This window comes from Streptomyces sp. TAA040 (assembly GCF_000424845.1).
In genome coordinates, this window is sequence record NZ_KE384255.1 from 91,087 (window position 1) to 116,215 (window position 25,129).

General features: G+C 73.4%; 22 protein-coding genes and 2 pseudogenes. 18 read left to right on the top strand and 6 right to left on the bottom strand.

All coding sequences use genetic code 11. The features are described from left to right. Positions 1 to 140 precede the first annotated feature (140 nt). The 4 genes from H300_RS0124015 (at position 141) to H300_RS0124030 (ending at position 4,695) form a co-directional block, all read left to right on the top strand. Positions 141 to 2,384: an RNA degradosome polyphosphate kinase gene (locus H300_RS0124015; RefSeq protein WP_051270390.1), complete on the top strand. Its 2,244-nt coding sequence runs from the start codon at positions 141 to 143 to the stop codon at positions 2,382 to 2,384. A 133-nt stretch (positions 2,385 to 2,517) separates the two neighbouring features. Further along, complete coding sequence (locus tag H300_RS29010; RefSeq protein WP_486584027.1) at positions 2,518 to 3,558, top strand: CHAD domain-containing protein; 1,041 nt, start codon at positions 2,518 to 2,520, stop codon at positions 3,556 to 3,558. Then, positions 3,555 to 4,010 carry an NUDIX hydrolase gene (locus H300_RS0124025; RefSeq protein ID WP_051270394.1) on the top strand — a complete coding sequence of 152 codons (456 nt, stop codon included), beginning with the start codon at positions 3,555 to 3,557 and terminating at the stop codon, positions 4,008 to 4,010. The genes H300_RS29010 and H300_RS0124025 overlap by 4 nt, the downstream gene beginning before the upstream one ends. Before the next feature lie 262 nt (positions 4,011 to 4,272). Then, the gene (locus H300_RS0124030; RefSeq protein WP_028429427.1) at positions 4,273 to 4,695 is read left to right on the top strand and encodes an Hsp20/alpha crystallin family protein; all 423 of its coding nucleotides are present in this window, start codon (positions 4,273 to 4,275) and stop codon (positions 4,693 to 4,695) included. Positions 4,696 to 4,792: 97 nt separating this feature from the next. On the opposite strand, the gene H300_RS0124035 is transcribed toward H300_RS0124030, so the two are convergent. Beyond that, complete coding sequence (locus H300_RS0124035) at positions 4,793 to 5,590, bottom strand: methylase (RefSeq protein ID WP_028429428.1); 798 nt, start codon at positions 5,588 to 5,590, stop codon at positions 4,793 to 4,795. A gap of 196 nt (positions 5,591 to 5,786) precedes the next feature. Between H300_RS0124035 and mshA the strand changes: the two genes are divergently transcribed. From mshA to H300_RS0124050, 3 genes are all read left to right on the top strand, one after another. Continuing rightward, positions 5,787 to 7,106 carry a D-inositol-3-phosphate glycosyltransferase gene (gene mshA, locus H300_RS0124040; protein ID WP_028429429.1) on the top strand — a complete coding sequence of 440 codons (1,320 nt, stop codon included), beginning with the start codon at positions 5,787 to 5,789 and terminating at the stop codon, positions 7,104 to 7,106. Beyond that, positions 7,099 to 7,602 (top strand): type III secretion system chaperone family protein, encoded by a 504-nt coding sequence (locus H300_RS0124045; RefSeq protein ID WP_028429430.1) that lies wholly within the window; start codon positions 7,099 to 7,101, stop codon positions 7,600 to 7,602. Before mshA ends, H300_RS0124045 begins: the two co-directional genes overlap by 8 nt. Positions 7,603 to 7,677: 75 nt before the next feature. Next, positions 7,678 to 8,937: a Tm-1-like ATP-binding domain-containing protein gene (locus H300_RS0124050; RefSeq protein WP_028429431.1), complete on the top strand. Its 1,260-nt coding sequence runs from the start codon at positions 7,678 to 7,680 to the stop codon at positions 8,935 to 8,937. Positions 8,938 to 9,005: 68 nt separating this feature from the next. Here the strand turns inward: H300_RS0124050 and H300_RS32010 are convergent, their stop codons facing one another. The 3 genes from H300_RS32010 to H300_RS0124065 form a co-directional block, all read right to left on the bottom strand. Further along, positions 9,006 to 9,269: a hypothetical protein gene (locus H300_RS32010; RefSeq protein ID WP_028429432.1), complete on the bottom strand. Its 264-nt coding sequence runs from the start codon at positions 9,267 to 9,269 to the stop codon at positions 9,006 to 9,008. Positions 9,270 to 9,475: 206 nt separating this feature from the next. After that, on the bottom strand, positions 9,476 to 10,009 hold the full coding sequence (locus tag H300_RS0124060; RefSeq protein WP_078516266.1) for a hypothetical protein: 534 nt from the start codon (positions 10,007 to 10,009) through the stop codon (positions 9,476 to 9,478). A 62-nt stretch (positions 10,010 to 10,071) separates the two neighbouring features. Beyond that, a complete protein-coding gene (locus H300_RS0124065) occupies positions 10,072 to 11,592 on the bottom strand; it encodes a DUF1996 domain-containing protein (protein WP_051270397.1) in 1,521 nt (506 codons plus the stop codon). 234 nt (positions 11,593 to 11,826) lie between these two features. Between H300_RS0124065 and H300_RS31700 the strand changes: the two genes are divergently transcribed. The 4 genes and pseudogenes from H300_RS31700 to H300_RS29020 all read left to right on the top strand — a co-directional run. After that, on the top strand, positions 11,827 to 12,666 hold the full coding sequence (locus tag H300_RS31700; RefSeq protein WP_158678441.1) for a hypothetical protein: 840 nt from the start codon (positions 11,827 to 11,829) through the stop codon (positions 12,664 to 12,666). 156 nt (positions 12,667 to 12,822) lie between these two features. Next, positions 12,823 to 13,581: a phosphoglyceromutase gene (locus H300_RS0124075; RefSeq protein ID WP_028429436.1), complete on the top strand. Its 759-nt coding sequence runs from the start codon at positions 12,823 to 12,825 to the stop codon at positions 13,579 to 13,581. A gap of 897 nt (positions 13,582 to 14,478) precedes the next feature. Beyond that, positions 14,479 to 14,913, top strand: coding sequence for a histidine kinase (locus H300_RS29015; protein WP_028429438.1), 435 nt, complete (start codon positions 14,479 to 14,481; stop codon positions 14,911 to 14,913). Positions 14,914 to 15,249: 336 nt separating this feature from the next. Beyond that, positions 15,250 to 15,635, top strand: a pseudogene (locus H300_RS29020) (response regulator transcription factor); the annotation flags it as partial. An 81-nt stretch (positions 15,636 to 15,716) separates the two neighbouring features. On the opposite strand, the gene phoU reads toward H300_RS29020, so the two are convergent. Beyond that, the gene (gene phoU, locus H300_RS0124095) at positions 15,717 to 16,403 is read right to left on the bottom strand and encodes a phosphate signaling complex protein PhoU (RefSeq protein WP_028429439.1); all 687 of its coding nucleotides are present in this window, start codon (positions 16,401 to 16,403) and stop codon (positions 15,717 to 15,719) included. 311 nt (positions 16,404 to 16,714) lie between these two features. On the opposite strand from phoU, the pseudogene phoR reads away from it, so the two are divergent. Beyond that, positions 16,715 to 17,911, top strand: a pseudogene (gene phoR, locus H300_RS29025) (two-component system sensor histidine kinase PhoR); the annotation flags it as partial. A 491-nt stretch (positions 17,912 to 18,402) separates the two neighbouring features. Further along, entirely contained in the window at positions 18,403 to 19,083 is a 681-nt protein-coding gene (phoP, locus tag H300_RS0124105) for a two-component system response regulator PhoP (protein WP_028429440.1), read from the top strand. A gap of 105 nt (positions 19,084 to 19,188) precedes the next feature. On the opposite strand, the gene H300_RS0124110 is transcribed toward phoP, so the two are convergent. Next, positions 19,189 to 19,890 carry a copper chaperone PCu(A)C domain-containing protein gene (locus H300_RS0124110; RefSeq protein WP_028429441.1) on the bottom strand — a complete coding sequence of 234 codons (702 nt, stop codon included), beginning with the start codon at positions 19,888 to 19,890 and terminating at the stop codon, positions 19,189 to 19,191. Positions 19,891 to 20,544: 654 nt separating this feature from the next. Here H300_RS0124110 and H300_RS0124115 point away from each other — a divergent pair. The 5 genes from H300_RS0124115 to cysS all read left to right on the top strand — a co-directional run bounded on the left by H300_RS0124115 (position 20,545) and on the right by cysS (position 25,074). After that, positions 20,545 to 21,027, top strand: a complete 483-nt coding sequence (locus H300_RS0124115) for a CarD family transcriptional regulator (RefSeq protein WP_028429442.1) — start codon at positions 20,545 to 20,547, stop codon at positions 21,025 to 21,027. 548 nt (positions 21,028 to 21,575) lie between these two features. Next, positions 21,576 to 22,379 (top strand): 2-C-methyl-D-erythritol 4-phosphate cytidylyltransferase, encoded by an 804-nt coding sequence (gene ispD / locus H300_RS0124120; RefSeq protein ID WP_078516262.1) that lies wholly within the window; start codon positions 21,576 to 21,578, stop codon positions 22,377 to 22,379. Further along, positions 22,369 to 22,974, top strand: coding sequence for a 2-C-methyl-D-erythritol 2,4-cyclodiphosphate synthase (gene ispF, locus H300_RS0124125; RefSeq protein WP_078516263.1), 606 nt, complete (start codon positions 22,369 to 22,371; stop codon positions 22,972 to 22,974). The genes ispD and ispF overlap by 11 nt, the downstream gene beginning before the upstream one ends. Positions 22,975 to 23,135: 161 nt before the next feature. Then, positions 23,136 to 23,546, top strand: coding sequence for a PPOX class F420-dependent oxidoreductase (locus tag H300_RS0124130; protein WP_028429445.1), 411 nt, complete (start codon positions 23,136 to 23,138; stop codon positions 23,544 to 23,546). A 130-nt stretch (positions 23,547 to 23,676) separates the two neighbouring features. After that, entirely contained in the window at positions 23,677 to 25,074 is a 1,398-nt protein-coding gene (gene cysS, locus H300_RS0124135) for a cysteine--tRNA ligase (protein WP_028429446.1), read from the top strand. Positions 25,075 to 25,129: the final 55 nt, after the last annotated feature.

Consider the following 25,129-nt stretch of genomic DNA (forward strand, 5'->3'; position numbering starts at 1 on the left):
CCGGCTCCGGGACGTCCGCGTCCACCGGGCCCGCGGGCGCCCCGGCGGACGCCGCAGCGCCCACCGGGGACCGGCGCACCGGCCCGGCGGGGGCGGCCGCCGGCAGGCCCCGCCCGCGCCCGTCGCGGAAGAATGGGGGGATGAGCCAGTCAGCGCATCCCCCGCCGTCCGCCGTGCCCACCGAGCCCTCCCAGGCCGAGCAGCCGTCGGTGGGCTCGATCGCCGCGTCCCGGCCGTACTCGGTCACCGTCCCGGTGGACGGCCTGGACCCGGACCTGGACGCCGACCCGGACTCCTACGAGGGCGAGGCCGACGACCTCCCCCAGGGGCGCTTCCTGGACCGCGAGCGCAGTTGGCTCGCCTTCAACGAGCGGGTGCTGGAGCTGGCCGAGGACCCGGCCACCCCACTGCTGGAGCGCGCCAACTTCCTGGCGATCTTCGCCAGCAACCTGGACGAGTTCTTCATGGTCAGGGTCGCCGGGCTCAAGCGCCGGATAGCCACCGGAGTGGCCACCCGCTCGGCCTCGGGCCTCCAGCCCCGCGAGGTGCTGGACCTGATCTGGAACCGCTCCCGGGAGCTGATGGCCCGGCACGCCGCCTGCTACCAGCAGGACGTCTCGCCCACGCTCGGTGACGAGGGCATCCACCTGATCCGCTGGATCGACCTCACGGACAAGGAGCAGGCCCGGCTCTTCACCCTGTTCCGGCACCAGATCTACCCGGTGCTGACCCCGCTGGCCGTGGACCCGGCCCACCCCTTCCCGTACATCTCCGGGCTGTCGCTGAACCTCGCGGTGGTCGTGCGGAACCCGGTGAGCGGCCACCACCACTTCGCCCGGGTGAAGGTGCCGCCGCTGCTCTCCCGCTTCCTGGAGGCCTCGCCGCAGCGGTACGTCCCGCTGGAGGACGTGATCGCGGCCCACCTGGAGGAGCTGTTCCCCGGCATGGAGGTGCTGGGCCACCACATGTTCCGGGTCACCCGCAACGAGGACCTGGAAGTGGAGGAGGACGACGCGGAGAACCTTCTCCAGGCGCTGGAGAAGGAGCTCATGCGGCGCCGCTTCGGCCCGCCGGTGCGGCTGGAGGTCGAGGAGAGCATCGACCCGTACGTGCTCGACCTGCTCGTCCGCGAGCTGAAGGTCTCCGACGCGGAGGTCTACCCACTGCCCGGGCCGCTCGACCTCAGCGGGCTCTCCGGGATCGTCGCGACGATGGACCGGCCCGAGCTGAAGTACCCGAAGTTCATCGCCGGCACCCACCGCGACCTCGCCGAGGTCGAGTCCGCCTCCGCGCCGGACATCTTCGCCGCGCTGCGGGAGCGCGACGTCCTGCTGCACCACCCCTACGACTCGTTCTCCACCTCCGTGCAGGCGTTCCTGGAGCAGGCTGCCGCCGACCCCGAGGTGCTGGCGATCAAACAGACTCTCTACCGGACCTCCGGCGACTCGCCGATCGTGGACGCGCTCATAGACGCCGCCGAGTCCGGCAAGCAGGTGCTCGTCCTGGTCGAGATCAAGGCCAGGTTCGACGAGCAGGCCAACATCAAGTGGGCCCGGAAGCTGGAGGAGTCCGGCTGCCACGTCGTCTACGGCCTGGTCGGGCTCAAGACCCACTGCAAGCTTTCGCTGGTGGTGCGCCAGGAGGGCGAGCAACTGCGCCGGTACGCCCACGTCGGCACCGGCAACTACCACCCGAAGACGGCCCGGCTGTACGAGGACTTCGGCCTGCTCACCGCGGACCCTCAGGTCGGGGCCGACCTGTCGGACCTGTTCAACCGGCTGTCCGGCTACTCCCGGCGGGAGTCCTACCGCCGGCTGCTCGTCGCGCCGCGCTCACTGCGGGACGGGCTGGTGACCCGGATCAACAAGGAGGCCACCCACCTGCGGGCCGGGCACCCGGCGTACGTCCGGATCAAGGTGAACTCGATCGTCGACGAGGCCGTCGTCGACGCCCTCTACCGGGCGTCGCAGGCCGGCGTGCCGGTCGACGTGTGGGTGCGCGGCATCTGCGCGGTGCGCCCGCAGGTGCCGGGGCTCAGCGACAACGTCCGGGTCCGCAGCGTCCTGGGGAGGTTTCTGGAGCACTCGCGGGTCTTCGCCTTCGGGGGCGGCGGCGATCCGGAGGTGTGGATCGGCAGCGCCGACCTCATGCACCGCAACCTCGACCGCCGGATCGAGGCGCTCGTCCGCGTCGTCGACCCGTCCCACCGCACCTCCCTCAGCCGGCTGCTGGAGACCGGCGTGTCCGACACCACGGCGTCCTGGCACCTCGGCCCCGACGGGGACTGGACCCGGCACGCCCACGACGCGGAGGGCCGCCCGCTGCGGAACGTCCAGGAAATGCAGATCGACGCCCGGAGACGCCGACGTGGTCCCCAAACCTGATCTGACGGCGACCTCCGCCGAACTCCCCGCGGGCCGCTCCCGGCCCCCGCACCCCCCGCCTGGCACGCCGTCGGCCCCGGGCGCGCCCGTCCGCGGCGGCCCGGCCCGCGGCGCCACCGCCCCAGGCGGCCCGGTGCCCTCCGCACGGGGAGACGACCGGCCCCCGCCGGCCGGCCGCTCGGCCGGGGCGGTGCTCGGCGACCACCTGCACCAGCAGGCCGCCGAACTGCTGCGCAGCCTGCGGGTGCACGCCGAGACCTCCGGCAGCGCCGAGACGGCGGCCGAGGCCGCGGAGGCGGTACGCCGGCTCCGCCGCGCCGCCCGCCGGATCAGCGGCGCCCTGCACACCTACCGGTCGCTGCTGGACGGCGACTGGGCGGACCACCTCGGCACCGAACTCGGCTGGCTTTCCGGCGTCCTCGCCCGGGAGTACGCCTGCGCCGCACGGCTCGACCGGCTGCTGGGCGCGCTGCACCGCCTTGCCGTCCCCGCCTCCGGACCGCTCGCCGCGCCGGAGGCGGGCACCTCCTGCGGGGGGACGTCCGGAAGCCGCGGCGGCAGCCCGGCCGGCAGCCCGGGCGTCGGCGCCGCCCGCGCCGGGGCGCTGCTGGAGCGCCGGCTCACCCTCTCCCGTACCCGGGCCCACTCCGCCGCACTCCAGGCGCTCGGCTCCGCCCGGTTCCATGCCGTCGCCGACGGTGTGGCTGTCCTCGCCTCCGAGGCGCCGATCGACCCGGCTGCGGCCGACCGTCCCGCCCGGACCCTGCTGCTCCCGCCGCTGGAGGAGGCGCGCCGTCGGCTCGACGAGGCCGTGGACGAGATGCCGCTCGGGCGTGGCGCGCTCGACCAGGCGCTGACCGGCGCCGACGACCGCCAGGACGCGGCCTGGCGTGAACTGCGCGGGCTGTTGCGGCTGGTCCGCTACGCCCACGAGGTGCTGGGCGAGCCGCAGGCCGCCCTCGCCACGGCGGGCCGCCACCTCACCCGGTACCGTGACGCTGCGGACGCTGCGGAAGCGGCGGCCACCGCCGGGACCACCCCGCGCATCGCACCGGCCACCGCCTACGCACTCGGGGTGCTGCACGCCGACCAGCGGCACGCGGTGCAGTCGGCCCGGCTCGCGTTCTGCCGGAGCTGGCACCTGGCGGTACCGGAGGAGAGGTCACGCGGTTGAGCGAGAGGAACGGCGGACGGCGGACGGCGGAGGGGGCCGGCGCGCAGGCGCCTCCGGTCCGTGCGGCGGGCTGCGTGCTGTGGCGCCGGCACGCCTCCGGCGGTGTCGAGTTCGCCCTGGTGCACCGGCCCAGGTACGACGACTGGTCGCACCCGAAGGGCAAGCTCAAGTCCGGCGAGACCCCGGAGGCGGCCGCGCTGCGCGAGGTGGCGGAGGAGACCGGCTTCCGGTGCGCGCTCGGTGCCGCGCTGCCGACCGCGGACTACCTGGCCCACGGCCGTCCCAAGCGGGTCCACTACTGGGCTGCGGAGGTACTCGGCGGCGCGTTCCTGGCCAACGACGAGGTGGACCGCTTGCTCTGGCTGGCCCCCGGGGAGGCGCGCCGACGTCTCACCCAGGTCCGGGACCGCCCGCTCGTCGACGCCGCCCTGGCCACTCTCGCTGCCCGCTGACCGCTGACCGCTGCCCGCTGACCGCTGCCCGCTGCCCGCTGCCCGCTGCCCGCTGCCCGCTGACCGCTGACCGCTGCCCGCTGACCGCTCGCCGCTGACCGCTCGCCGGGCCGCGGTTCCGGCTGCCGTCATGCTGCCGCGAGGGCGCTGAGCTGCTTCGTTCCCTGGGTTGAGTGGAGGCTTGTCAACTTTCCTGGCTTCGGTGTATACAAGAGCTGTGAGGCGTCACAGCCCCGGTTTCGAGTGAAGGAGATGACCCGTGATGCTCATGCGCACCGACCCGTTCCGTGACTTCGACCGGCTCGCCCAGCAGATGCTCGGCACCGCGTCCCGCCCGGTGGCCATGCCGATGGACGCGTACCGCGCCGGCGACACCTTCGTGGTCCACCTCGACCTGCCGGGCATCGATCCCGACTCCATCGACCTCGACGTCGAGCGCAACGTCCTGACCATCCAGGCCGAGCGGGTGCGCTCCGGCCCCGAGAATGCCGAGCGGATCGCCGCGGAACGGCCGACCGGCCGGTTCAGCCGTCAGCTCTTCCTCGGCGACACCCTGGACGTCGACCGGATCGCCGCCGAGTACGACTCGGGTGTGCTGACCCTGCGCGTCCCGGTCGCGGAGACGGCCAAGCCGCGACGCATCCAGATCAGCAGCAGCGGCGAGCAGCGCCGACTCACGGCCTGAGCGTCCCCCGGCCGGCCCCGGACCCGTCCCGCCCCCGGACTCCGGGTCCGGGGGCGGGACGGGTCCGGGGCCTCTTCCGTCCGTCCGGGCGGAGCACTCAGCCGCGCGGGGCCAGGGCGGGCCAGCGCACCGTCACCTCGCCCTGGCGCCAGTGGCCGGGCCCCCCGGTCACCGGCCAGTCCGCACGCAGGTCGTGCACCGTGCGCAGCCAGCGCTGCCGGGCCCCGAGCCCGGCGTAGGGGGCCGCCGCCGCCCAGGCGCGGTCGAAGTCCCGTAGGAAGGCGTGCACCGGCTCGCCGGGCACGTTGCGGTGGATGAGCGCCTTGGGCAGGCGCTCGGCCAGGTCGGAGGGGCGGCCCAGCGAGCCGATCCGGGTGGCGAAGGTGACGGTGCGCGGCCCCTCGGGGCCCAGGGCCACCCAGACGTGCCGACGGCCGATCTCGTCGCAGGTGCCCTCCACCAGGAGGCCCTCCGGGGCCAGTCGGCCGCACAGCCGGGCCCAGACAGTCGGAACCTCGTCCTCCGGGTACTGCCGCAGTACGTTCGCCGCCCGGATCAGCAGCATCTCGCCCGGCAGCGGCACCTCGAAACCGCCCCGGACGAAGGTCAGTCCGGGACGGACCTGGCCCAGCGCGGCTGCCACCCGCTCCGCGTCGATCTCCACCCCCACCACCTCGGCGTCCGACCGCACCCGGCGCAGCTGACCCAGCAGCTCCACCGCCGTCCAGGGCGCGGCGCCGTAGCCGAGGTCCACCGCGACCGGCGGGGCGTCCGCCCGGCGCAGGGCGACTGCGTGGGCCGCCGCGATCCACCGGTCCATCCGGCGCAACCGGTTGGGGTGGGTGGTGCCGCGGGTGGCTGCGCCTTCGGGACGGGGGCGGGGACGGACGGGCATGCACGGCAGGGTACGCCAGGTGCCCGGGAACGTTCGGGGCGTACGGTCGCGGTCCTCCCGGGGCCCGGGACGCCGATCGGATAACAGTTCGGCAAAGTGGGAAGAGGGAGCAACCAGATCGTTGTTACCCGCACCGAGAAGGCACCGCGACCAACGACCGTGGTGGAGAGCGGACCACGGTGAAGGAGGCAGCCCGGTGGGCTCGTATGCGACGCGGCTGGGCCGCCGGCTCGGTCTTCCTGCGCGTGCACCGCGCCGCGTGGCGATGCTCAGCGTGCACACCTCGCCGCTCCACCAACCCGGCACCGGGGACGCGGGCGGGATGAACGTCTACATCGTGGAGCTGGCCAGGCAGCTCGCCGAGCTGGGCACCGAGGTGGAGATCTTCACCCGCGCGACCACCGGTGCCCTCGCCCCGCGGGCCGAACTGGCCCCCGGCGTGCTGGTGCGGCACGTGGACGCGGGCCCGTACGAGGGTCTCGCCAAGGAGGACCTGCCCGCCCAGCTGTGCGCCTTCACTCACGGGGTGATGCAGGCCTGGGCCGGCCATCGGCCTGGGTACTACGACCTGGTCCACTCGCACTACTGGCTCTCCGGCCACGTCGGCTGGCTCGCGGCCCAGCGCTGGGGCGTCCCGCTGGTGCACGCCATGCACACCATGGCGAAGGTCAAGAACGCCGCACTCGCCACGGGCGACACGCCCGAACCGCCCGCGCGGGTGATCGGCGAGACGCAGATCGTCCGGGCCGCCGACCGGCTGGTGGCCAACACCGCCGAGGAGGCGGACCAGCTGGTCCGGCACTACGACGCGGACCCGCAGCGCACCGCGGTCGTCCACCCCGGCGTCAACCTGGACACCTTCCGCCCGGCGGACGGCCGTGCCGCGGCGCGGGCCCGGCTCGGGCTGCCCGCCGACGCGCTGATACCCCTCTTCGCCGGCCGTATACAGCCGCTCAAGGCCCCCGACATCCTGCTGCACGCCGTGCGGCTGCTGCTCGACGCGCAGCCCCGGTTGCGGGAACGGCTCGTCGTCCCGGTGGTCGGCGGCCCCAGCGGCTCCGGCATGGCCAGGCCGGAGGGCCTCCAGAAGCTCGCTGCCAAACTGGGCATCGCGGACGTGGTGTGCTTCCGGCCGCCCGTCGACCAGCAGGCCCTCGCCGACTGGTACCGGGCCGCCAGCGTGCTGGTGATGCCCTCCTACAGCGAGTCGTTCGGCCTGGTCGCCATCGAGGCACAGGCCTGCGGCACACCAGTGGTAGCCGCCTCCGTCGGCGGGCTGCCGGTTGCGGTGCGGGACGGGAGCAGCGGCTTCCTCGTCCCCGGCCACGAGCCCGCGGCGTACGCCGAGGTGCTCGGCCGGTTCGCCGCGAACCCGGACCTCGGCACCCGGATGGGGGCGGCCGCCGCCCGGCACGCCCAGAGCTTCGGCTGGGACGCCGCCGCCCGCAGTACGACCCGGGTCTACGGCGAGGCGCTCGCCGCGATGCCCGGGCGCCTACGATCGGTGCATGTCTGACGTGCAGGACGACCGGTCCGCCCCGGCGACCGTCATCGAGCGGACGCTCGTTGACGCCGAGCTGGAGTGGGAGTCGCCGGCCGAGGGCACCTTCGTGGTGACCCTGCCGGGGACGAAGAAGCTGTCCACGACCTGCTCCCTGGTCGTCGGCAACCACTCGCTGTCCATCAACGCCTTCGTGGTCCGCTGCCCGGACGAGAACCACGCTGCCGTGCACCGCTGGCTGCTGGAGCACAACACCCGCCTCTACGGAGTGGGTTACGCGATCGACCGGCTCGGGGACATCTACCTCGTCGGCCGGCTGCCGCTCGCGGCGGTCACCGAGGCCGAGGTGGACCGGCTGCTGGGCTCGGTGCTGGAACAGGCCGACGGCTCGTTCAACACGCTGCTGGAGATGGGCTTCGCGACCGCCATCCGCCGCGAGCACGCCTGGCGCACCTCCCGCGGCGAGTCCACCCGGAACCTGGCGGCCTTCACCCACCTCACCGGCGGCTGACCGGGAGGACCGCTCTCTTCCGTGCGTCCGCGAGGCGGTCTTGCCGCCAGACGCGTCCGCGGCCAGATTCGTGGCATGGCGACGATCGTGTTGGTGGGGACGCTCGATACCAAGGGCGAGGAGTACGGCTGGCTGCGCGAGCGGTTGGAGGCGCGCGGCGCCGAGGTCCTGGTGGTCGACGCCGGGGTCGCGGGTGCACCGCGGCTCCCGGCCGAGGTGCCGCGGGAGGCGGTGGCGCGGGCGGCGGGCGAGGACCTCGCCGCGCTCCGGGCTGCGGGCGACCGCGGCACGGCGGTCACCGCGATGGCCGCCGGTGCTGCCGCCGTGGTGCGCGACCTGCACCGGGACGGACGGCTGCACGGGGTGCTCGCCCTCGGCGGAAGCGGCGGGACCTCGATCGCCACCCGCGCGATGCGGGAGCTCCCGCTGGGGGTGCCCAAGCTGATGGTCTCCTCGATGGCGGCCGGCGACGTCTCGCCGTACGTCGGGTCGAGCGACCTGACGCTGATGTACAGCGTGGTCGACATCGCCGGGATCAACCGGATCTCCGCCCCGATCCTCGCGAACGCCGTCGAGGCGATCGCCGCGATGGCCGCGCACCACGAGACCGCCAGCGCGCACGGCAGCAGTCCGACCGGCACCGGTCGCGGCGCGGGGCCGGAGCGTCCGCTGGTGGCTGCCTCGATGGCCGGGGTCACCACCCCTGGCGTGGACGCCGCCCGCGGACGTCTGACCGAACTCGGCTACGAGGTACTGGTCTTCCACGCCTCCGGCCCGGGCGGACGCTCCCTGGAGGCACTCGCCGGGGAGGGGGCGTTCGCCGGAGTGCTCGACCTGACCCTCAGCGAACTGGCCGACGACCTGGTCGGCGGCATCCTCACCGCGGGCCCCGACCGGCTCACCGCGGCGGGCGCCGCCGGGATACCGCAGGTGGTCGGGCTCGGCGCGCTCGACATGGTCAAGTTCGGCCCGTCCGGCACCCTGCCCGCACGGTTCGCCGACCGCCACGTCCGGGTGCACAACCCCTCGATCACCGTCATCCGCACCACCGCCGCCGAGAGTGCCGAACTGGGCCGCCGGGTCGCCGCCAAACTGTGGGCCGCGACCGGGCCCACCAGTGTGCTGGTGCCGCTGCGCGGCCTGTCCACTCTGGGAGCCCCTGGCGGCCCGTACCACGACCCGGAGCTCGACGCGGTGCTCGTCACCGCCCTGCGGGAGGGCCTCGACGGCAGTCAGGTCGAGATCGTGGAACTGGACACCGACCTCAACGACCCGGCGTTCGGCCGGACGGCCGCCGACCGGCTGCACGCGCTGATCACCGCCGCCTCGGGCTGACGCCGGGCGGTACCGCCCGGCGTCAGCCCGCCGTGCCCTCCCCGGACGCGACCGGGCGGGCTGCGGGCTCAGCGTCCGAGGGTGCCGACCACCGGGGCGAGCACCCGGCGGACCTGCGGGGTGATGTCGGCGCGGGCACGGAGGAGCACCGGGTCGGTCAGTGCGCCGGTGGCCGGTTCGGCGTTGTCCGCCGCGAACGGCCGCACCGGCGTGTGCAGGTGGCCGCCGGGAGCGTCCAGCCCGGTCCGGTCCTGCAGCAGGTGGCCCGGTAGGCGATCTCGTTCGAGAGGTAGTCCCCCGCCGCCGGCCCGGGGGTGCGCACGTCCGAACATGCCGCTGCACCCCGCCTGCCGATGTGAGCGGGGTACAGCGAGTGCGTGCCGGTCACCGTGCGGCGGTGACCGGGTGCCCGAGGGGACGGGCCCTCCGGACGGCGGGGAGACCGCCCGGTCGGGGCCCCGCGTCCCGGGGACGCGGGGCCCCGAGGAAGGCGGACGCTGTTGGTCAACTTCGAAGGCGGTCCGGGCCCCGCGTGCGATCAGTTCCCGTGATCGTGGTGCTCCTCGCCATCGGCGCCGTCGTCCGGACCACCGCCGGAGCCGCCGTCGGCGTGGGACTCCGAGTGGGACCCGGCGCCGCCGGTGTGCGAGTCGCCCTCTTCCACCTCCCCTCCGAGCTGTCCTCGCAGCGAGCCGAGTACCTCCGGCTCGCCCACGGCGACCCACCGCGTGCCGACGAGATAGGTGCCGCCGTAGGGTTTCGCCTCCTCCAGCCACAGCCGCTGGCCCTCACTGGTGGAGAAGGTGGCCAGCACGTAGCGCTCTCCGCCCGTGCCGCAGATGCCGCGCCGCAGCTCGTCGGCCTCGATCTCCACGTGCAGGTCGCAGTCGGACCTGTCAGCGAGCTGCTCCAGACTGCCGGTGGCGGTCGGCGGGCCGCCGCTGCCCGCCGACGGCTTCCGCTCGGCGGCGGAGTCGCTGCGCTCCACCGTGACGCACCCCGCCGTCAGCAGCGCGGCGACCAGCAGCGCGGCGGCCGGCAGTGCCAGGGCGGGCAGCGTGGAGTCGGGCACGGGGCGTGGCGGACGGCGGAGGGGACGCATGGATCGACCTCCCGGTCGGAGCGGGTCAGGGGTCAGGCCCGGCAGTCCTTGCCGCGGTTGATGCACTTGACGGCCTGGTCCATCAGGCTCTCCGACATGACGTTGATGAAGTCGCCGTGGTCGGTGACCGGCTTGTGCAACTGCTCCGGGAAGGAGTCGACGGCGAACACCTCACCCTGCGGCAGGTCGTACGTGACCCGCTGCACCATCTGGGGGATGGCGCGGAAGCCGTTGCCGCAGGAACCGTCCTCGTCGGCGAAGGCGACGTGTGTCCGGTGGTTGGCGCTGTCGGTGTTCCGGCCGTCCCAGCAGCTCTGGAAGTTGAAGGTGCGGACCACCTGGCTGCCCTCCGGGCAGAGCGGGTACTTGTCCGTCAACTGCCGGTCCTCGAAGCCGGTGCAGCTCCACGAGGCGTTGGCGTTGTCGGTGCCGTTGGTGAACGCCTTGGCGTCCCCGGTGATGATGCGCAGCAGCCGCGGCATCGCGGTCACCTTGCCGCGCGGATTGCCCTCGAAAGAGAGCGTCACCGTCGCGGGCTGCTGGATCTGGCCGATGTTCCCGTCGAGGCCGCCGCCGGGCTCGTTCGCGTCCTGGCCGTCCTGACCGTTCTGGAGCCGCAGCACGGGCCAGAAGTAGGAGGACTGGTCCTCGGGGTTCTCGCAGGAGGTCTCGGCGGCGGCCAGGTCCTCGTCGCTGGAGAAGCCGGTGTTGTTCTGGTTGCCCACGTAGTCGTGCACGTGGTGGGCGCCGTTGCTCACGCCCGGCGCGACGATCACGTTGTCCGAGTTGAAGTTGCCGTTCTCGTTCTTGCCGCACTCGGTCGTGAACGTGCCGGTGGACGCGCCGCTCCGGTTCCGCGGCTCTGACACGTTGGGCTCGACGGTCGTGATGTCGACGAAGTCCTCAGGCGCCGGACCAGCAGGCTGACCCGCGCCATCACCATCGTTGTCACCGTCACCGTCACCGCCGCCTTCGCCCTGGCCCTGATCGGCACCGTCTCCCTGGCCCTGGTCCGCGCCCTGGTCCTCCCCGGGGTCCTGGCCCGGATCGTCCTGGCCGCTGCCGTCGTCCCCCGGCGGCGGAACGTCGTCCTTCACCGAGCAATCCGCCATGCCGCCGAGGTTCTGCGGCTTCTCCGCCGAACGGCCGATGGCGATCGCAATCCGCTCGATGGTCGCGTTGCGCTTGTCCCGCAGCGGCCCGAGGATCGCGTTGTCCACGAAATTCCGGTCGCCCGCGGTGGCTTGGCCGGAGGCCCGCAACCGCTTGTAGGCCTCGGCCACCTGGTCGTCGAGCGCCGCGAGGTTGCGGTCCACCTCGCCGCGGGCGTCGTCCGGCACCTCCGGGAGTCCGTCCGACACTTCGGGGCAGGCGATCGTCGACACCGTCGGCTGCTCGACCTGGGGCTCCTGTGAACCGCCGCGGTCCGAGGACGTGCCGGCGCTCGCGTAGACGTTGACGGCGACGAGGCCACCGCCCGCCAGGAGCAGTGCTGCCGCTGCGGCGGTGGTTCTGTTGAACAGACCGACACGCCTGTGAGTCTTCTGTTTCATGGATTCCCTCTGGATCGGTCCGGGAGAAGGCCCACGCGCCGGCGGGCGCAGAGCCTTCCGTGCAGGGGAGACGCGACTCCGTGTGCCCTCCCATACGCCGTACGGTGCAGAGGCGTTCAACAGAGCCGAGAACTTTTCCCGGCGAGAGGCCCCGATGCCCGGCCGCCCCGCGCCCCCTGCCCGCGGTCCGCGCTGCCGCGCATCCGGTGGTGCCGGTGCGGGGGAGGGACACGCGTGAGCGCCCCTGTGGTGTGGATCGGTGGCCCGCCCGGCGCCGGCAAGACCACCGTGGCCGCGCTGCTCGCCCACCGGCACGGACTGCGCCGCTGCAGCAGCGACACCGGTACCCGGGCCCACCGCGACCCGGCCCTCGCCTCGGGGAACCCGGCCGCGCACCGCTGGGAGGACCTGCCGCCGGACGCCCGCTGGTCCGCCCCCGGCCCGGACCTGCTGGCGATGTCGCTGCACACCGAGCGCGGCCCGATGGTCGTTGACGACATCCGCGCCCTCCCGCCCGCGCCGCTGGTCGTGGCGGAGGGGGCGCCCGTTACCCCGAAGGCACTCGGCGACCGGGCACGGCACGCGGTGTGGCTACTGCCCTCCGCCGACTTCCAGGAGACCGGCCTGGAGGGTCGGGGGCTGTGCCCCCGGAGTGGCCCGGCTCTACCGCCTGCTGCTCCGCGAGATCACCGCCGAGATGACCGAGACGGGCGCCCGCACCCTGCGCGTCGACGGGAGCACCGTGCCGGCGGAGGTCCTGGCTGCCGTGGAGCGGATGTTCGCCCGGAACTGGCCGCGGGCCCTCGCGCCGCTCTCCCGGGGAGCGTGCGGCACTGCTGCGGGAGGCCAACCGCGCTGTCGCCGCGCCTTCCACGCCCGCCCCTGGTCGACGGGCGCCCCCGACGCTCCGTGCTCACGCTCGCCTGCGAATGCGGCCGCCGTACCTGCACTGCCGGTCTCGCCCTGCCGCTGACCGACTTCCCCGCGCCGCCCGATGCGGCCGTCCCCGCAGCCGTCCGAACCGGGGCCCCGACGCTCCGGCGCTGCTCGCTCCCGTGCCAGCTGGCCCCGTAGCCGACGCACGCGGTCCGGCCGCCGTTCCCGGAGCAGGCGCTCCCGCTCCGGGAACGGCGGTGCTCCGGCCCGTCCCGTCCGGCCGCACCCGCCCGTCACCGCCCGCTCCCGGGCTCGTCCCCACCCGGTCGCGGGGCACCCATTAGGCTGGCTCCCATGGCCGACGCACCGTACAAGCTGATCCTCCTCCGCCACGGCGAGAGCGAGTGGAACGCCAAAAACCTGTTCACCGGTTGGGTGGACGTGGACCTGACCGACAAGGGCGAGAAGGAGGCGGTCCGCGGCGGGGAGCTGCTCAAGGACGCCGGTCTCCTGCCCGACGTCGTGCACACCTCGTTCCAGAAGCGGGCCATCCGCACCGCGAACCTCGCGCTGGAGTCCGCCGACCGGCACTGGATTCCCGTCCACCGCTCCTGGCGGCTGAACGAGCGGCACTACGGCGCCCTCCAGGGCAAGGACAAGGCGCAGACGCTCGCCGAGTTCGGCGAGGAGCAGTTCATGCTCTGGCGCCGCTCCTTCGACACCCCGCCGCCGGAACTGGCCGACGGCGCCGAGTGGTCGCAGAGCGAGGACGCCCGCTACGCCACCATCCCGCCCGAGCTGCGCCCGCGCACAGAGTGCCTCAAGGACGTGGTGACCCGGATGCTGCCGTACTGGTACGACGGCATCGTCCCGGACCTGCTGACCGGCCGCACCGTCCTGGTCGCCGCGCACGGCAACAGCCTCCGCGCGCTGGTCAAGCACCTCGACGGCGTCTCGGACGCCGACATCGCCGGGCTGAACATCCCGACCGGCATCCCGCTCTCCTACGAGCTGGACGGCGCCTTCCGCCCGCTCAACCCCGGCGGCACCTACCTTGATCCCGAGGCGGCCAAGGCCGCCGTCGAAGCGGTCAAGAACCAGGGCAAGAAGTAGTAGCGATCTCTCGGAGGGGTCCGTGCCTGCGACTGTGCCGCCGGGTGCGGGCCCTCCGCACGTCCGGACCCCGCGCGCTCGGGGAGGCGACGCTGTCCCTCCTCGCGTCGGGGTGGGGCGCCGTCCTCCGTGCGTCGGCCTCCCGCGGGAGGGGGTGCCGGAGCGCAGGCCGGCTCGTCCTCCCGCGGGAAGTCGGGGGCGGCGGTCAGCCGCAGGCGCCGCCGCACTGGCAGGCCCCGCCGGACTGGCAGCCGCAGGAACAACCGGATCCGCAGCCGCACGCGCCGAGCAGCGGCAGCGGCGGGCGGTCCGTGACGGGTCGCGGGGCGGGGGTGGAGCTCCGGGTGTCAGCCATGGCATCGCTCCTCGGGGCAGGCGGATCGGTGCATTGCGCCTCCATTCGACCCCGGTGGGCCACCCGCATCAACGGCGCACGGAAGCACACGGCCGTGTCCGGCCGGCTCCGGGACGCCACCGCGGCGCGGTGGGGCGCGCACCGCGCCGCCTGGTGCGCCGGTCCCGCCGCGCTCGGTGGACGGCCGTCCGGCCCGGGCCCACCGGCGGCGACCAAAGTGGCGGGCGGGAACTACCAACGGAGGGTGCCGCCGTACCGGCTGTTCTCCACCGTGGTGTCGTGAACCTCACCGCAAGGGTCCGGCCCGCCTGCAAGCGGCTCATCGGACCCGCTCCCTGGCCGGTCCGGCGGATCGTCGATGAGGTGCTGCTCCTCTCGACGATCACCCTGATCGCCTTCGGCGTGCACCGGCTGTCCACCGGGCCGGGAGGAGGGCGCGCCGCCGGCCTGGTCGCGCTGCTCTGCCTGGTGAGGGCCTGCCTGCGCCGGGCCCTGCCGGCCACCGTGCTGCTGCTGGCCGGCAGGGCCCGGCCCTCGGCGGGGTGTCCGCACTGCTGCCGCTCGCGAGCTGGCCGGCCGGCCGCCGCATCCCCCAGGCGTGGCGGGCGGCCGGGGTCTTCGTGGTCGCCCTGGTACTGGACCTGCTGGCCGGGCTGGTCACCGTCCGCACCACCGCGGGGTCGAACCGGTGGGTCTCCATGACCTTCCTGAACGGGCTGTGGTTCAGCGCGCTGGTGATCGTCCCGGGGCTCGTGGCCCGTTACCTCTCGCAGCGCAGGACCCTGCCGGCCGCGCTCAGGAACCAGCACCGCCAACTGCTCAGGGAGAACACGATCATCGCCCGGGAGATCCAGCTCCGGGAGCGCCAGCGGACCGCGCAGGACGTGCACGACAGCCTGGGGCACCAGCTCACCCCGATCGCGGTGCACACCGGAGCGCTCCAGGTGGACCCCGAGCTGACCGGCCGCCACCGGTAGGCGGTCGGGGTGCTCCGGGACGCCTCCGTCACGGCCGTGCGCGAGTTGCGCGAGGTGGCGGGCCTGCTGAGGGGGGCACCGGAGACTCCTGCCGCACGGGTGGGGAGTCCGGGGGACGCCCCTCCGGCGGAGGGGGCAGCCGCCCCGTCGGAGGGCGTCCCGGGGGTGAGGGCCTCCGCATCCGGGTCTCCCGGGGCGCCCCGCGCGGCGGTACCGGCGGCGGAGACAGTGGCAGGGGCCCTCGGCGCCTCCCCGGTGCCTCCCGCGCGGCAGGCGGAGCCGCCGGCGTGGGACGACGCGGAGCCGATTGCCGTACGCAGCCCGGCCGGTGCATCCGCGTTCCGCAGCGGCGGCGCCGGGTTCCTGCTCAAGGAATCGGCGCCCGGCGAGCTGATCAGGGCCGTCCGTGCCACGGCCGCCGGCGACGCCTACCTCTCGCCGGGCGCCACCCGTCACGCGGTCGCCTCGCTCGCCGACCGTCCCGACGCACGCGGCGTCCGGGCCAGGGAGCTGCTGGCCCGGCTCAGTGCCCGGGAGGTGGAGGTGCTCGCCCTGCTCGGCGAGGGGCTCTCCAACGCGGATGCGGGGCGCCGGCTCCACATGAGCGAGGCGACGTGAAGACGTACGTCAGCCGGTTGCTGACGAAACTGGAGTGCACCAACCGGGTGCAGGCCGCCCTGGTTGCCCGGGACGCCGGGCTGGGCGGCGGGGCCTCCCCCTGAGGAGCACGCGGCCCCGGCCGAGGAGCACGCGGCCCCGGCCGGCGCGGCCCGCTCGGGGCCGCCCCGGCAGGGGCCGGGGGCTCAGGCCTCGGTCGGCGCCTGGGCGGCCGCGGCCGGGTCGAGCTCGTCGGCGTAGTCGCCGGTGACGAGGTAGACGACGCGGCGGGCGACCGACACGGCGTGGTCGGCGAACCGCTCGTAGTAGCGGCCCAGCAGGGTCACGTCCACCGCGGTCTCGATGCCGTGCTTCCAGCGGTCGTCCATCAGGTGCTGGAAGAGCGTGCGGTGCAGGTCGTCCATCTTGTCGTCGTCCTGCTCCAGCTGGAGCGCCAGGTCGACGTCCTTCGTGATGATCACCTCGGCGGCCTTCGCCATCAGCCGCTGGGCGAGCTGGCCCATCTCCAGAATGGTGGCCTGGAGGTCCCGCGGCACCGCGGACTGCGGGAACCGCAGCCGGGCCACCTTGGCCACGTGCTGGGCCAGGTCGCCGGAGCGCTCCAGGTCGGCGCTCATCCGCAACGAGGTCACCACGATCCGCAGGTCCGTCGCGACCGGCTGCTGGCGGGCCAGCAACTGGATCGCCCTGGTCTCCAGGTCGCGCTGGAGGTCGTCCACCTTCTCGTCGCTGGCGATGACGCTCTCGGCGAGATTGAGGTCCGCGTCCAGCATCGAGGTGGTGGCGCGGCCGATGGCCGAGCCGACGAGCCGAGCCATCTCGACCAGGCTTTCGCTGATCGAGTCGAGCTCCTCGTGGTACGCGTCCCGCATGAGTTTCCTTCCCTCGCATGGCATCTGCGCGGCCAGTGTGGGGCCGGTGTCCCCGGGCTGCCACGTTCGGGCCGCAATGCGTCCGGCGCCGACATGTCAAGTGAATCACCCCCGACCCCCGGGTGAACTCTGGGCGACGCCAGCCGTTCGGCCGAACCGCTGGCTGAAATGTCTGTCATGCAATCTACTGGGCGATGTGCGACCTTCGTAGTGAACCACTGCCGACCTGGCGGTGAACTCTGGGGGACGACTGCGGGCGTCCGACCCGATCGGTCTGGGGTGCGGTCCACCGAGCCGCTTAATCTGAGGACATGGACGTGAACGCGGCGCTCGCCGCAGTGGCAGCGATAGCCGGTGTGTGCACCGGCGCCTTCGCTGTACTGGCGTTCCGCTGGAGCGAGCGGGAACAGGCCCGCCCCAGCCGGAGCTCCCTGCACACCGACGTCGGCCTCCCGCCGGGAGTCGACACCGTGCTCTCCGTGCTGCGCTCCTCCGCGGTGGTGCTCGACGAGGAGGACGCGGTCGTCAAGGCGAGTTCCGCAGCGTACGCGCTGGGGCTCGTCCGCGGCGGCCGGCTCGCCGTCGAACCGATGCTCGCCATGGCCAGGGACACCCGCAGGGACGGCGAGATACGGCAGGTCGAACTCGACCTGCCGCGCCGCGGCACCGGACGGGGCGACGCCCTCGCCGTGTCCGCCCGGGTCGCCCCGCTCGGCTCCCGCCTGGTGCTGCTGCTCGTCGAGGACCTCACGGAGGCCCGCCGGATCGAAGCAGTGCGCCGGGACTTCGTGGCGAACGTCAGCCACGAGCTGAAGACGCCCGTCGGTGCGCTGTCGCTGCTCTCCGAAGCGGTGCTGGACGCCGCGGACGACCCCGAGGCGGTAGAGCGGTTCGCCGGCCGGATGCAGCACGAGGCGACCCGGCTGACCAACCTGGTGCAGGAGCTGATCGACCTCTCCCGGGTGCAGAACGACAACCTGCTGGAGGACTCGGAGCCGGTGAAGGTCGACACCCTTGTCGACGAGGCCATCGACCGCTGCGGTCAGGCCGCCGACGCCAAGCAGATCACGATGGGCACCGGGGGCGACCCCGAACTGCGGGTATGGGGCAATCGGGGCCAGCTCGCGGCGGCGCTGGGCAACCTCGTCGAGAACGCCGTGAACTACTCCCCGCCGCGCACTCGGGTGGGCATCGCCACCCGCCGTATCCCGGCGCAGGGCGGGGACCTGATCGAGATAGCCGTCACCGACCAGGGCATCGGCATCTCCGACCGGGACAAGGACCGCATCTTCGAGCGCTTCTACCGGGTCGACCAGGCCCGCTCCCGGCAGACCGGGGGGACGGGCCTGGGCCTGGCCATCGTGAAGCACGTGGCGGCCTCGCACGGTGGGGAGGTCACGGTGTGGAGCGCGGAGGGCCAGGGCTCCACCTTCACCCTGCGGCTGCCCGAGGCCGGCAGTGCGAAGCGGCGGGCCGAGGAGGGCCGGCGCAAGCGCGAGCAGCTCAGCGGCGCCCTCCAGGAACCGGCCGACTACGACGCGGCGCACGCCGAGGACGGCCCTCCGTTCGGCGGGATCGGCGAAGCCGGAGACGTCGGTGACGTCGGCGACGCCGACGGGCCCGGCCGGTCCGGCCCCGACCGCCCCGCGAACCCGGCAGGCCGTGCCGAACGGACGGCGGCGCTGTCCGGCGGCTCCCCGCACGGCCTCCGCACGGAGGCGCGCGGCGGGCCCGTCCCGCGGACCGCGTCCGCCTCCGGCCCGCTCCGGCCGGGTCTCTCAGGCCGGGCCGCGGCCTCCGGTCCGAACCGCATGGCCGGTTACCCCGGCTTCCCCGGCTTCCCGGGCATCACCCCCTACTCCGGCCGTGCCGCCGGCGTCCCCCCAGGTGCCACCGACGGCAGTGCCACCGACGGGTGGCACCGCCCCGGAAGCAGTGCCCGGGGCCCTTCCTACGAGACCTTCACCCGTGAACCACTTTCTGCCCCGGAGGTCCTTCCGTGACCCGAGTACTTGTCGTCGAGGACGAGGAATCGTTCAGCGACGCCCTGTCGTACATGCTCCGCAAGGAAGGCTTCGAGGTCGCGGTCGCACCGACCGGTCCCGAGGGGCTGGACGAGTTCGAGCGCAACGGTGCCGATCTGGTGCTGCTCGACCTGATGCTGCCGGGACTGCCCGGTACCGAGGTCTGCCGGCAGCTCCGCAATCAGAGCAACGTCCCGGTGATCATGGTCACCGCCAAGGACAGCGAGATCGACAAGGTGGTCGGCCTGGAAATAGGAGCCGACGACTACGTGACGAAGCCGTTCTCCTCGCGGGAGCTGGTCGCCCGCATCCGGGCGGTGCTGCGCCGACGCGGGGAGCCGGAGGAGGTCGCGCTGGCAGCGCTGGAGGCCGGACCGGTCCGGATGGACGTGGACCGGCACGTGGTGACGGTCTCCGGCGGCAAGGTCGACCTGCCGCTCAAGGAGTTCGACCTGCTGGAGATGCTGCTGCGCAACGCGGGGCGGGTGCTGACCCGGATGCAGCTCATCGACCGGGTCTGGGGCGCCGACTACGTCGGTGACACCAAGACGCTGGACGTTCATGTGAAGCGGCTGCGGGCCAAGATCGAGCCCGACCCCGGAGCACCGCGGTACCTGGTGACGGTCCGAGGACTCGGCTACAAGTTCGAGCCCTGAGCGGTCCTCCCGCCCTCTGACCGGTAGGGCGGAGAACGCACCGCGGGCGGTGGTCCGCGACCGGGTACCGGTCGCGGACCACCGCCCGTCGGCGATGTGCGTGTGTCAGCCGGCGGTCCCGGCGTCGCCGGACTCTGGCGTCTCGGTGCCGGGCTCGGCGCCGGCAGCGCCCGCCCCGTCCTCCTCGGCGGTGCCCTCTCCGGCGGTGCCGCCCTGGTCCGCGCCGATCTCCCCGGTGCCGCCCTCGCCCTCGGCGCTGCCGTCCTCGTCCGGGTTCGCGGCGTCGTCCCCGCCCCCGGCGGGCTCCTCGGTGGCGGCGTACTCCGCGTAGGCGCCGCGCGCGGGCACCACGGTCGCCCGCAGCTCGACCTTGCCGGTCGAGCTGAAGTCGAAGGTGATCGGCTGGGCGTTCCCGGCCTGCACCTCGCCCAGGTCGGTGAGCGTCGCCGAGGCGTTGTCCTCGCCGCCCAGCATCAGTGAGCCGCCCGCCGGGACCTTGAGGTCCTCGCCCTCGGCCGGAGCCAGCTCCACGGACCCGCCGGCGCCGCTGACGGTCAGACCGCGCAGCGTCTCCTGGGTGTCACCGTCGTTGAAGATGCGGGCCGACACGGCTGCCGGGCCCTCACCGTCCTCGCCGGTGACGATGTTGACGTTCTGGATCTTGAGGTCACCGACGCGGGTCGAGGCGTTGTCGGGGTTCACGCCGCTGGTCTGGGCGTTGAAACCGGCTCCGCACGCGGTCAGTGACACGGTCGAGAGCGCGATGGCGGTGGCGGCGACGACGCCGCGACGAAGGCTGCTGCGCACGGCGGCGGCATCTCCTAAGCGCTGAGTGGCTGAGTAAAGGGGCTGTCAAACGCCCAGGGTACCGACCCGGCCGTGCCACCCTGCACGCGACCCGCGCACACCCGCGCACACCTGCGGACGGCCGGTCGCGCCGCTCGGCACGCGGTCCCCGCGACGGCCCGGCGGAGCGAAAGGGGAGCCGATGCAGTTGCAACCGCGGGATGGCGGCGCCGGGGTGCAGGGGAGACCGCTCCCGGCCGTTGCGGACCCCCGTCCGCAGCGGGGCCGAAAATCTCCGGGTGCGTCCGAACGGCGGATTCCCCGTCGGTCCTGACGCGGTAATGCGGGGTCCCGAATAATTGATCACCATTGCCGTGGCGGGGTGTTCGGCCCGCTGTTGATCAATTGTCCGCGGAGTGTCGGCGCGACTCCGCAAATAACGGGCAAAACGGACTCGGCGTCGCACCGGATGACTCGAATCCGCGAGGTGGCGGCCGTGTTTCCGGATGTCGCGGCACCCTCTCCGACCTGCGCGTTCCGTTCCGCGCTCATCGCCCGCAGCACGACACTGTCACTGTTGTCAAGCCCCGAGATATGCCCTGACCTGCGGAAACACCATTCAGGAGATGTCATTCCCGTGCTATCCTGGATAGCCACGGAAGGGGTACCTGTCACATGACGTTCAAGGTTGGCGACACCGTGGTCTATCCCCATCACGGGGCCGCGCTGATCGAGGCTATCGAAACTCGTCAGATCAAAGGCGTGGACAAGACCTACTTGGTTCTGAAGGTCGCCCAGGGCGACCTGGAGGTTCGTGTGCCGGCGGAAAACGCCGAGCTCGTCGGCGTCCGCGACGTGGTAGGCCAGGACGGGCTGGAGCGGGTCTTCGAGGTGCTCCGCGCACCGTACGCCGAGGAGCCCACCAACTGGTCCCGCCGGTACAAGGCAAACCTGGAGAAGCTCGCTTCCGGGGATGTCATCAAGGTCGCCGAGGTCGTGCGCGACCTGTGGCGACGTGAGCGTGAGCGCGGCCTCTCCGCAGGTGAGAAGCGGATGCTCGCCAAGGCGCGCCAAATCCTGGTGAGTGAACTCGCGCTCGCCGAGAACACCAACGAGGACAAGGCCGAAGCTCTGCTCGACGAGGTCCTCGCCTCCTGAACGACCCGTCCGTGATCCGGGGTCGGCAGCAGTCGGCCGATCCGGATGCGGCGGTCGGAGCCCCGTTCGTGCTCGACCGGAGCACGGCAACCCGACGGCCCGCGGCCCTATCCGACCCTCTGAGGCGTCCACCGCGCCGGTGGTCCGTCCCGCCGTACCGGATCTCCGTCCGGGTCCGTGCGGACTGGCGTCGCCGGGTGCCGGGGAAGGTTTCGAAGGACCGTTCGAAGAACGGTCCATGCGAGAACGGTCACGAGACGCCCCCGAGTGGGTCGCACCGGTGAGAAAGCCGACCGGAGGTTTCACTCCGGGCGCTCTCGTGTGTCAAGAACGGAACACGCTCCTGCCACGCGGAACCGCTCCCGCAGTCCGAGCCGATTCGGCCTCGTGCCGGGGTCGTGCCCGGGTGCGAAGATCAGGCAGACTACGGTTCCGACCCGGGAGAGCGCGCTGGGCGACTGTCACGGAAGGGGTCGCCTGGTTGCGCTGTCCGGCTCGCTGTGGCCATACCCATCTCAGCCAAGGACACAAACCTGAACGCTCAACCGATGTCCGACGACCCCGCCGCCCCGGCCGACGTGCCCACGTCCGCCGAGCCGGACCCGGTCGTGCCCTCGGGGTGCCGGACGGCCGCCGTCATCCCCGCCGCCGGCAAGGGCGTGCGCCTGGGCCCCGGTACGCCCAAGGCATTGCGGGCGCTCGGCGGGCTCCCGATGCTGGTGCACGCAGTGCGGGCGATGGCCCGCGCCCGTGCCGTCACGCTGGTCGTGGTCGTCGCTCCGCCGGACGGCGCCGCGGAGGTCCGGCGGCTGCTCGACGAGCACCCGCTGCCCGCCGCGGACGCCGCCGAGGTCCTGCTCGTCACCGGCGGTGAGACGCGCCAGCAGTCAGTGCGGCAGGGTCTGGCGGCCCTGCCCGAGGACGTCCGCACCGTGCTGGTGCACGACGCCGCCCGGCCGCTGGTGCCCGTGGACGTGGTGGACGCCGTCGTCGGGGCACTGCGGGCAGGCTCTCCCGCCGTGGTGCCCGCCCTCCCGGTCCCGGACACGGTCAAGGAGGTCGAGCCCCGCCAGGACGGCGGGCCCGAGCAGGTGCTCGGCACGCCGGAGCGGGCGCGGCTGCGCGCCGTGCAGACCCCGCAGGGCTTCGACCGCGCGGTACTCGCCGAGGCCCACGAGCGGTTCACCTCCGAGGAGGAGGGCGCCACCGACGACGCCGGACTCGTCGAGCGACTCGGCCGCCCGGTGGTGCTCGTCCCCGGCCACGAGGAGGCATTCAAGGTCACCCGCCCTCTGGACCTCGTCCTCGCCGAGGCACTGCTCGCCCGCAGGAGGGCCCAGGATGGCTTCTGATCCCGCAGACCGTCCGGTCGCCGCCGGCCCGAGCGGCCCTACGGCCGCCCCGGCCGACCGCTCCGCTGCGGCACCGGAGCCCGCCGCCACGCGGGGTGGTGCGCCGGTCGTCCTGCCGCTCGTGGGGATCGGCACGGACGTGCACGCCTTCGCCTCGGACCGGCCCCTGTGGTGCGCGGGTCTGCTGTGGTCCGAAGCCGAGAGCGGGGGTTTCGGCCTCGCCGGGCACTCGGACGGCGACGTGGCCGCCCACGCCGCCTGCGACGCGCTGTTCTCGGCCGCGGGCGTGGGTGACCTCGGCGCGCACTTCGGAACCGGCAGGCCGGAGTGGGACGGGGCGTCCGGGGTGGCTCTCCTGGCCGAGGCGGCCCGGATCGTCCGGAAGACTGGCTTCCTGATCGGCAACGTCTCGATCCAGGTCATCGGGGTCCGCCCCAAGATCGGCAAGCGACGGGCCGAGGCCCAGCGTGCGCTCTCCTCGGCCGTCGGCGCGCCCGTCGCGGTGTCGGGCACCACGACCGACGGACTCGGCCTCACCGGGCGCGGGGAGGGTCTGGCCGCGCTCGCCACCGCACTCGTCGTCCCCGCCGGCTGACCGCCCCCGCGCCCCGGGGCGCGTCACCGATCGGCGGTTCCTCACCGGGCCGCGACGTGCCGGTGCTGTCCGGAAGGCGCAGGATCGGGGAGCATTCGGTAGGTTCGTTCCGGGGTCCGTGCCGGTCCCCGACCGACCTCCCTGAGCCGAAGGGGCACATCGTGGCAGTCGCTCTGTCCGACAAGCTCAAGCAGCTTCTCGACACCAAGGTCTTCGTCATGGTCGCCACCGTCCAGCCGGACGGCAGCCCGCAGGTCTCCCCGGTGTGGGTCGCGCGGGACGGCGACGATCTCCTGATCTCCACCACCGAGGGCCGCCGCAAGGAGCGGAACCTGCGGCGCGACCCGCGGGTGACGGTGGTGGTGCAGCCGGCCGACCGGCCCTACGCCTACGCGGAGATCCGCGGCACCGCCTCCCTGACCGGGGAGGGAGGCCAGGAACTCATCGACGAACTGTCCCGGAAGTACACGGGCAAGAGCTACGCCGAGTTCAACCCCGCCTCCGGCCAGGACGGTCCGCGGGTGGTCGTCCGGGTCTCCGCGCGCAAGGTCGTGGGGCAGGGCATCGACTGAGCCCGCCCGACCACCGGCGCCCGGTCGCCGGTCCGCCGCCCGGCACGGGACCGTCCTGGGCGGGCGGGACCCGGGGACCGCTCCGGGAGCAGCGGCACGGGGCGGCCCGTGCTTCTACTACCCTTGACGGGTGACCATTCGCCTGTACGACACCAACGCCCGGCAGATCCGCGAGTTCGCCCCGATCGTCCCGGGAGCCGTCTCGATCTACCTCTGCGGTGCCACCGTGCAGGCCGCGCCGCACATCGGGCACATCCGCTCCGGGCTCAACTTCGACATCATGCGCCGCTGGTTCAGGCACCGGGGCTACGACGTGACCTTCGTCCGCAACGTCACCGACATCGACGACAAGATCATCACAAAGGCCGCCGAGCAGGGCCGCCCCTGGTGGGCCGTCGGCTACGAGAACGAGCGGGCCTTCAACGACGGCTACCGGGCCCTCGGCTGCCTGCCGCCGACCGGCGAGCCCCGCGCCACCGGACACGTCCCCGAGATGGTCGCGATGATGGCCGCCCTCATCGACCGCGGCCACGCCTACGCCGCCGACGGCAACGTGTACTTCGACGTCCGCTCCTGGGACGGCTATCTGGGCCTGTCCAACCAGGAACTGGACCACCTGCTCCAGCCGGCCGGCGAGGGCGAGACGGGCAAGCGGGACCCGCGTGACTTCGCCATGTGGAAGGCGGCCAAGCCCGGCGAACCCGCGTGGGACACGCCCTGGGGCCGCGGCCGTCCCGGGTGGCACCTGGAGTGCTCGGCGATGGCGCACAAGTACCTCGGCAGCGCCTTCGACATCCACGGCGGCGGCGTCGACCTCGTCTTCCCGCACCACGAGAACGAGATCGCCCAGTCCCGTGCCTACGGCGACGACTTCGCCACGTACTGGCTGCACAACGCCTGGGTCACCATGAGTGGCGAGAAGATGTCCAAGTCGCTCGGCAACTCGGTGCTCGTCTCCGAGATGGTCCGCCGCTGGCGGCCCATCGTGCTGCGCTACTACCTCGGCACCCCGCACTACCGCTCGATGATCGAGTACAGCGAGGAGGCGCTCCGGGAGGCCGAGACCGCCTTCGGCCGGATCGAGGGCTTCCTGCACCGCGCGGTCGAGAAGGCCGGCACCGTCGAGCCCGCCGAGGAGGTCCCCGCGGACTTCGCCGCCGCGATGGACGAGGACTTCGCCGTCCCGCAGGCCCTGGCCGTCGTGCACACCACCGTCCGGCAGGGCAACGCCGCACTCGGCGGGGACGACAAGGACGCGGTCGCGACCGCGCTCGGCGAGGTCCGTGCCATGCTTCGGGTGCTGGGCCTCGACCCGCTGGACGAGCACTGGGCCGTGAACACGGCGGACCGCGGCGGTGACCTGCACGAGGTGGTGGACTCGCTGGTCCGGCTGGTGCTGGAGCAGCGCCAGGCGGCCCGCGGACGCAAGGACTACGCGACCGCGGACGCCCTCCGCGACGAACTCAAGCACGCCGGGCTGGCCATCGAGGACACCCCCGACGGCCCGCGCTGGGAACTCGACGGCTGACGGCACGGCCCGGGCCCCGGCATCCGGCGCAACGGCGCCCCGCCGCCGCCCGGTC

What these genes read in the sequence shown, in the direction of transcription:
- H300_RS0124015 (WP_051270390.1), top strand. Translation starts at nt 141, where the DNA reads ATGAGCCAGTCAGCGCATCCCCCGCCGTCCGCCGTGCCCACCGAGCCC.
- H300_RS0124030 (WP_028429427.1), top strand. Translation starts at nt 4,273, where the DNA reads ATGCTCATGCGCACCGACCCGTTCCGTGACTTCGACCGGCTCGCCCAG.
- H300_RS0124035 (WP_028429428.1), bottom strand. Translation starts at nt 5,590, where the DNA reads ATGCCCGTCCGTCCCCGCCCCCGTCCCGAAGGCGCAGCCACCCGCGGC.
- H300_RS0124045 (WP_028429430.1), top strand. Translation starts at nt 7,099, where the DNA reads ATGTCTGACGTGCAGGACGACCGGTCCGCCCCGGCGACCGTCATCGAG.
- H300_RS0124050 (WP_028429431.1), top strand. Translation starts at nt 7,678, where the DNA reads ATGGCGACGATCGTGTTGGTGGGGACGCTCGATACCAAGGGCGAGGAG.
- H300_RS32010 (WP_028429432.1), bottom strand. Translation starts at nt 9,269, where the DNA reads ATGTTCGGACGTGCGCACCCCCGGGCCGGCGGCGGGGGACTACCTCTC.
- H300_RS0124065 (WP_051270397.1), bottom strand. Translation starts at nt 11,592, where the DNA reads ATGAAACAGAAGACTCACAGGCGTGTCGGTCTGTTCAACAGAACCACC.
- H300_RS0124075 (WP_028429436.1), top strand. Translation starts at nt 12,823, where the DNA reads ATGGCCGACGCACCGTACAAGCTGATCCTCCTCCGCCACGGCGAGAGC.
- phoU (WP_028429439.1), bottom strand. Translation starts at nt 16,403, where the DNA reads ATGCGGGACGCGTACCACGAGGAGCTCGACTCGATCAGCGAAAGCCTG.
- H300_RS0124115 (WP_028429442.1), top strand. Translation starts at nt 20,545, where the DNA reads ATGACGTTCAAGGTTGGCGACACCGTGGTCTATCCCCATCACGGGGCC.
- ispD (WP_078516262.1), top strand. Translation starts at nt 21,576, where the DNA reads ATGTCCGACGACCCCGCCGCCCCGGCCGACGTGCCCACGTCCGCCGAG.
- ispF (WP_078516263.1), top strand. Translation starts at nt 22,369, where the DNA reads ATGGCTTCTGATCCCGCAGACCGTCCGGTCGCCGCCGGCCCGAGCGGC.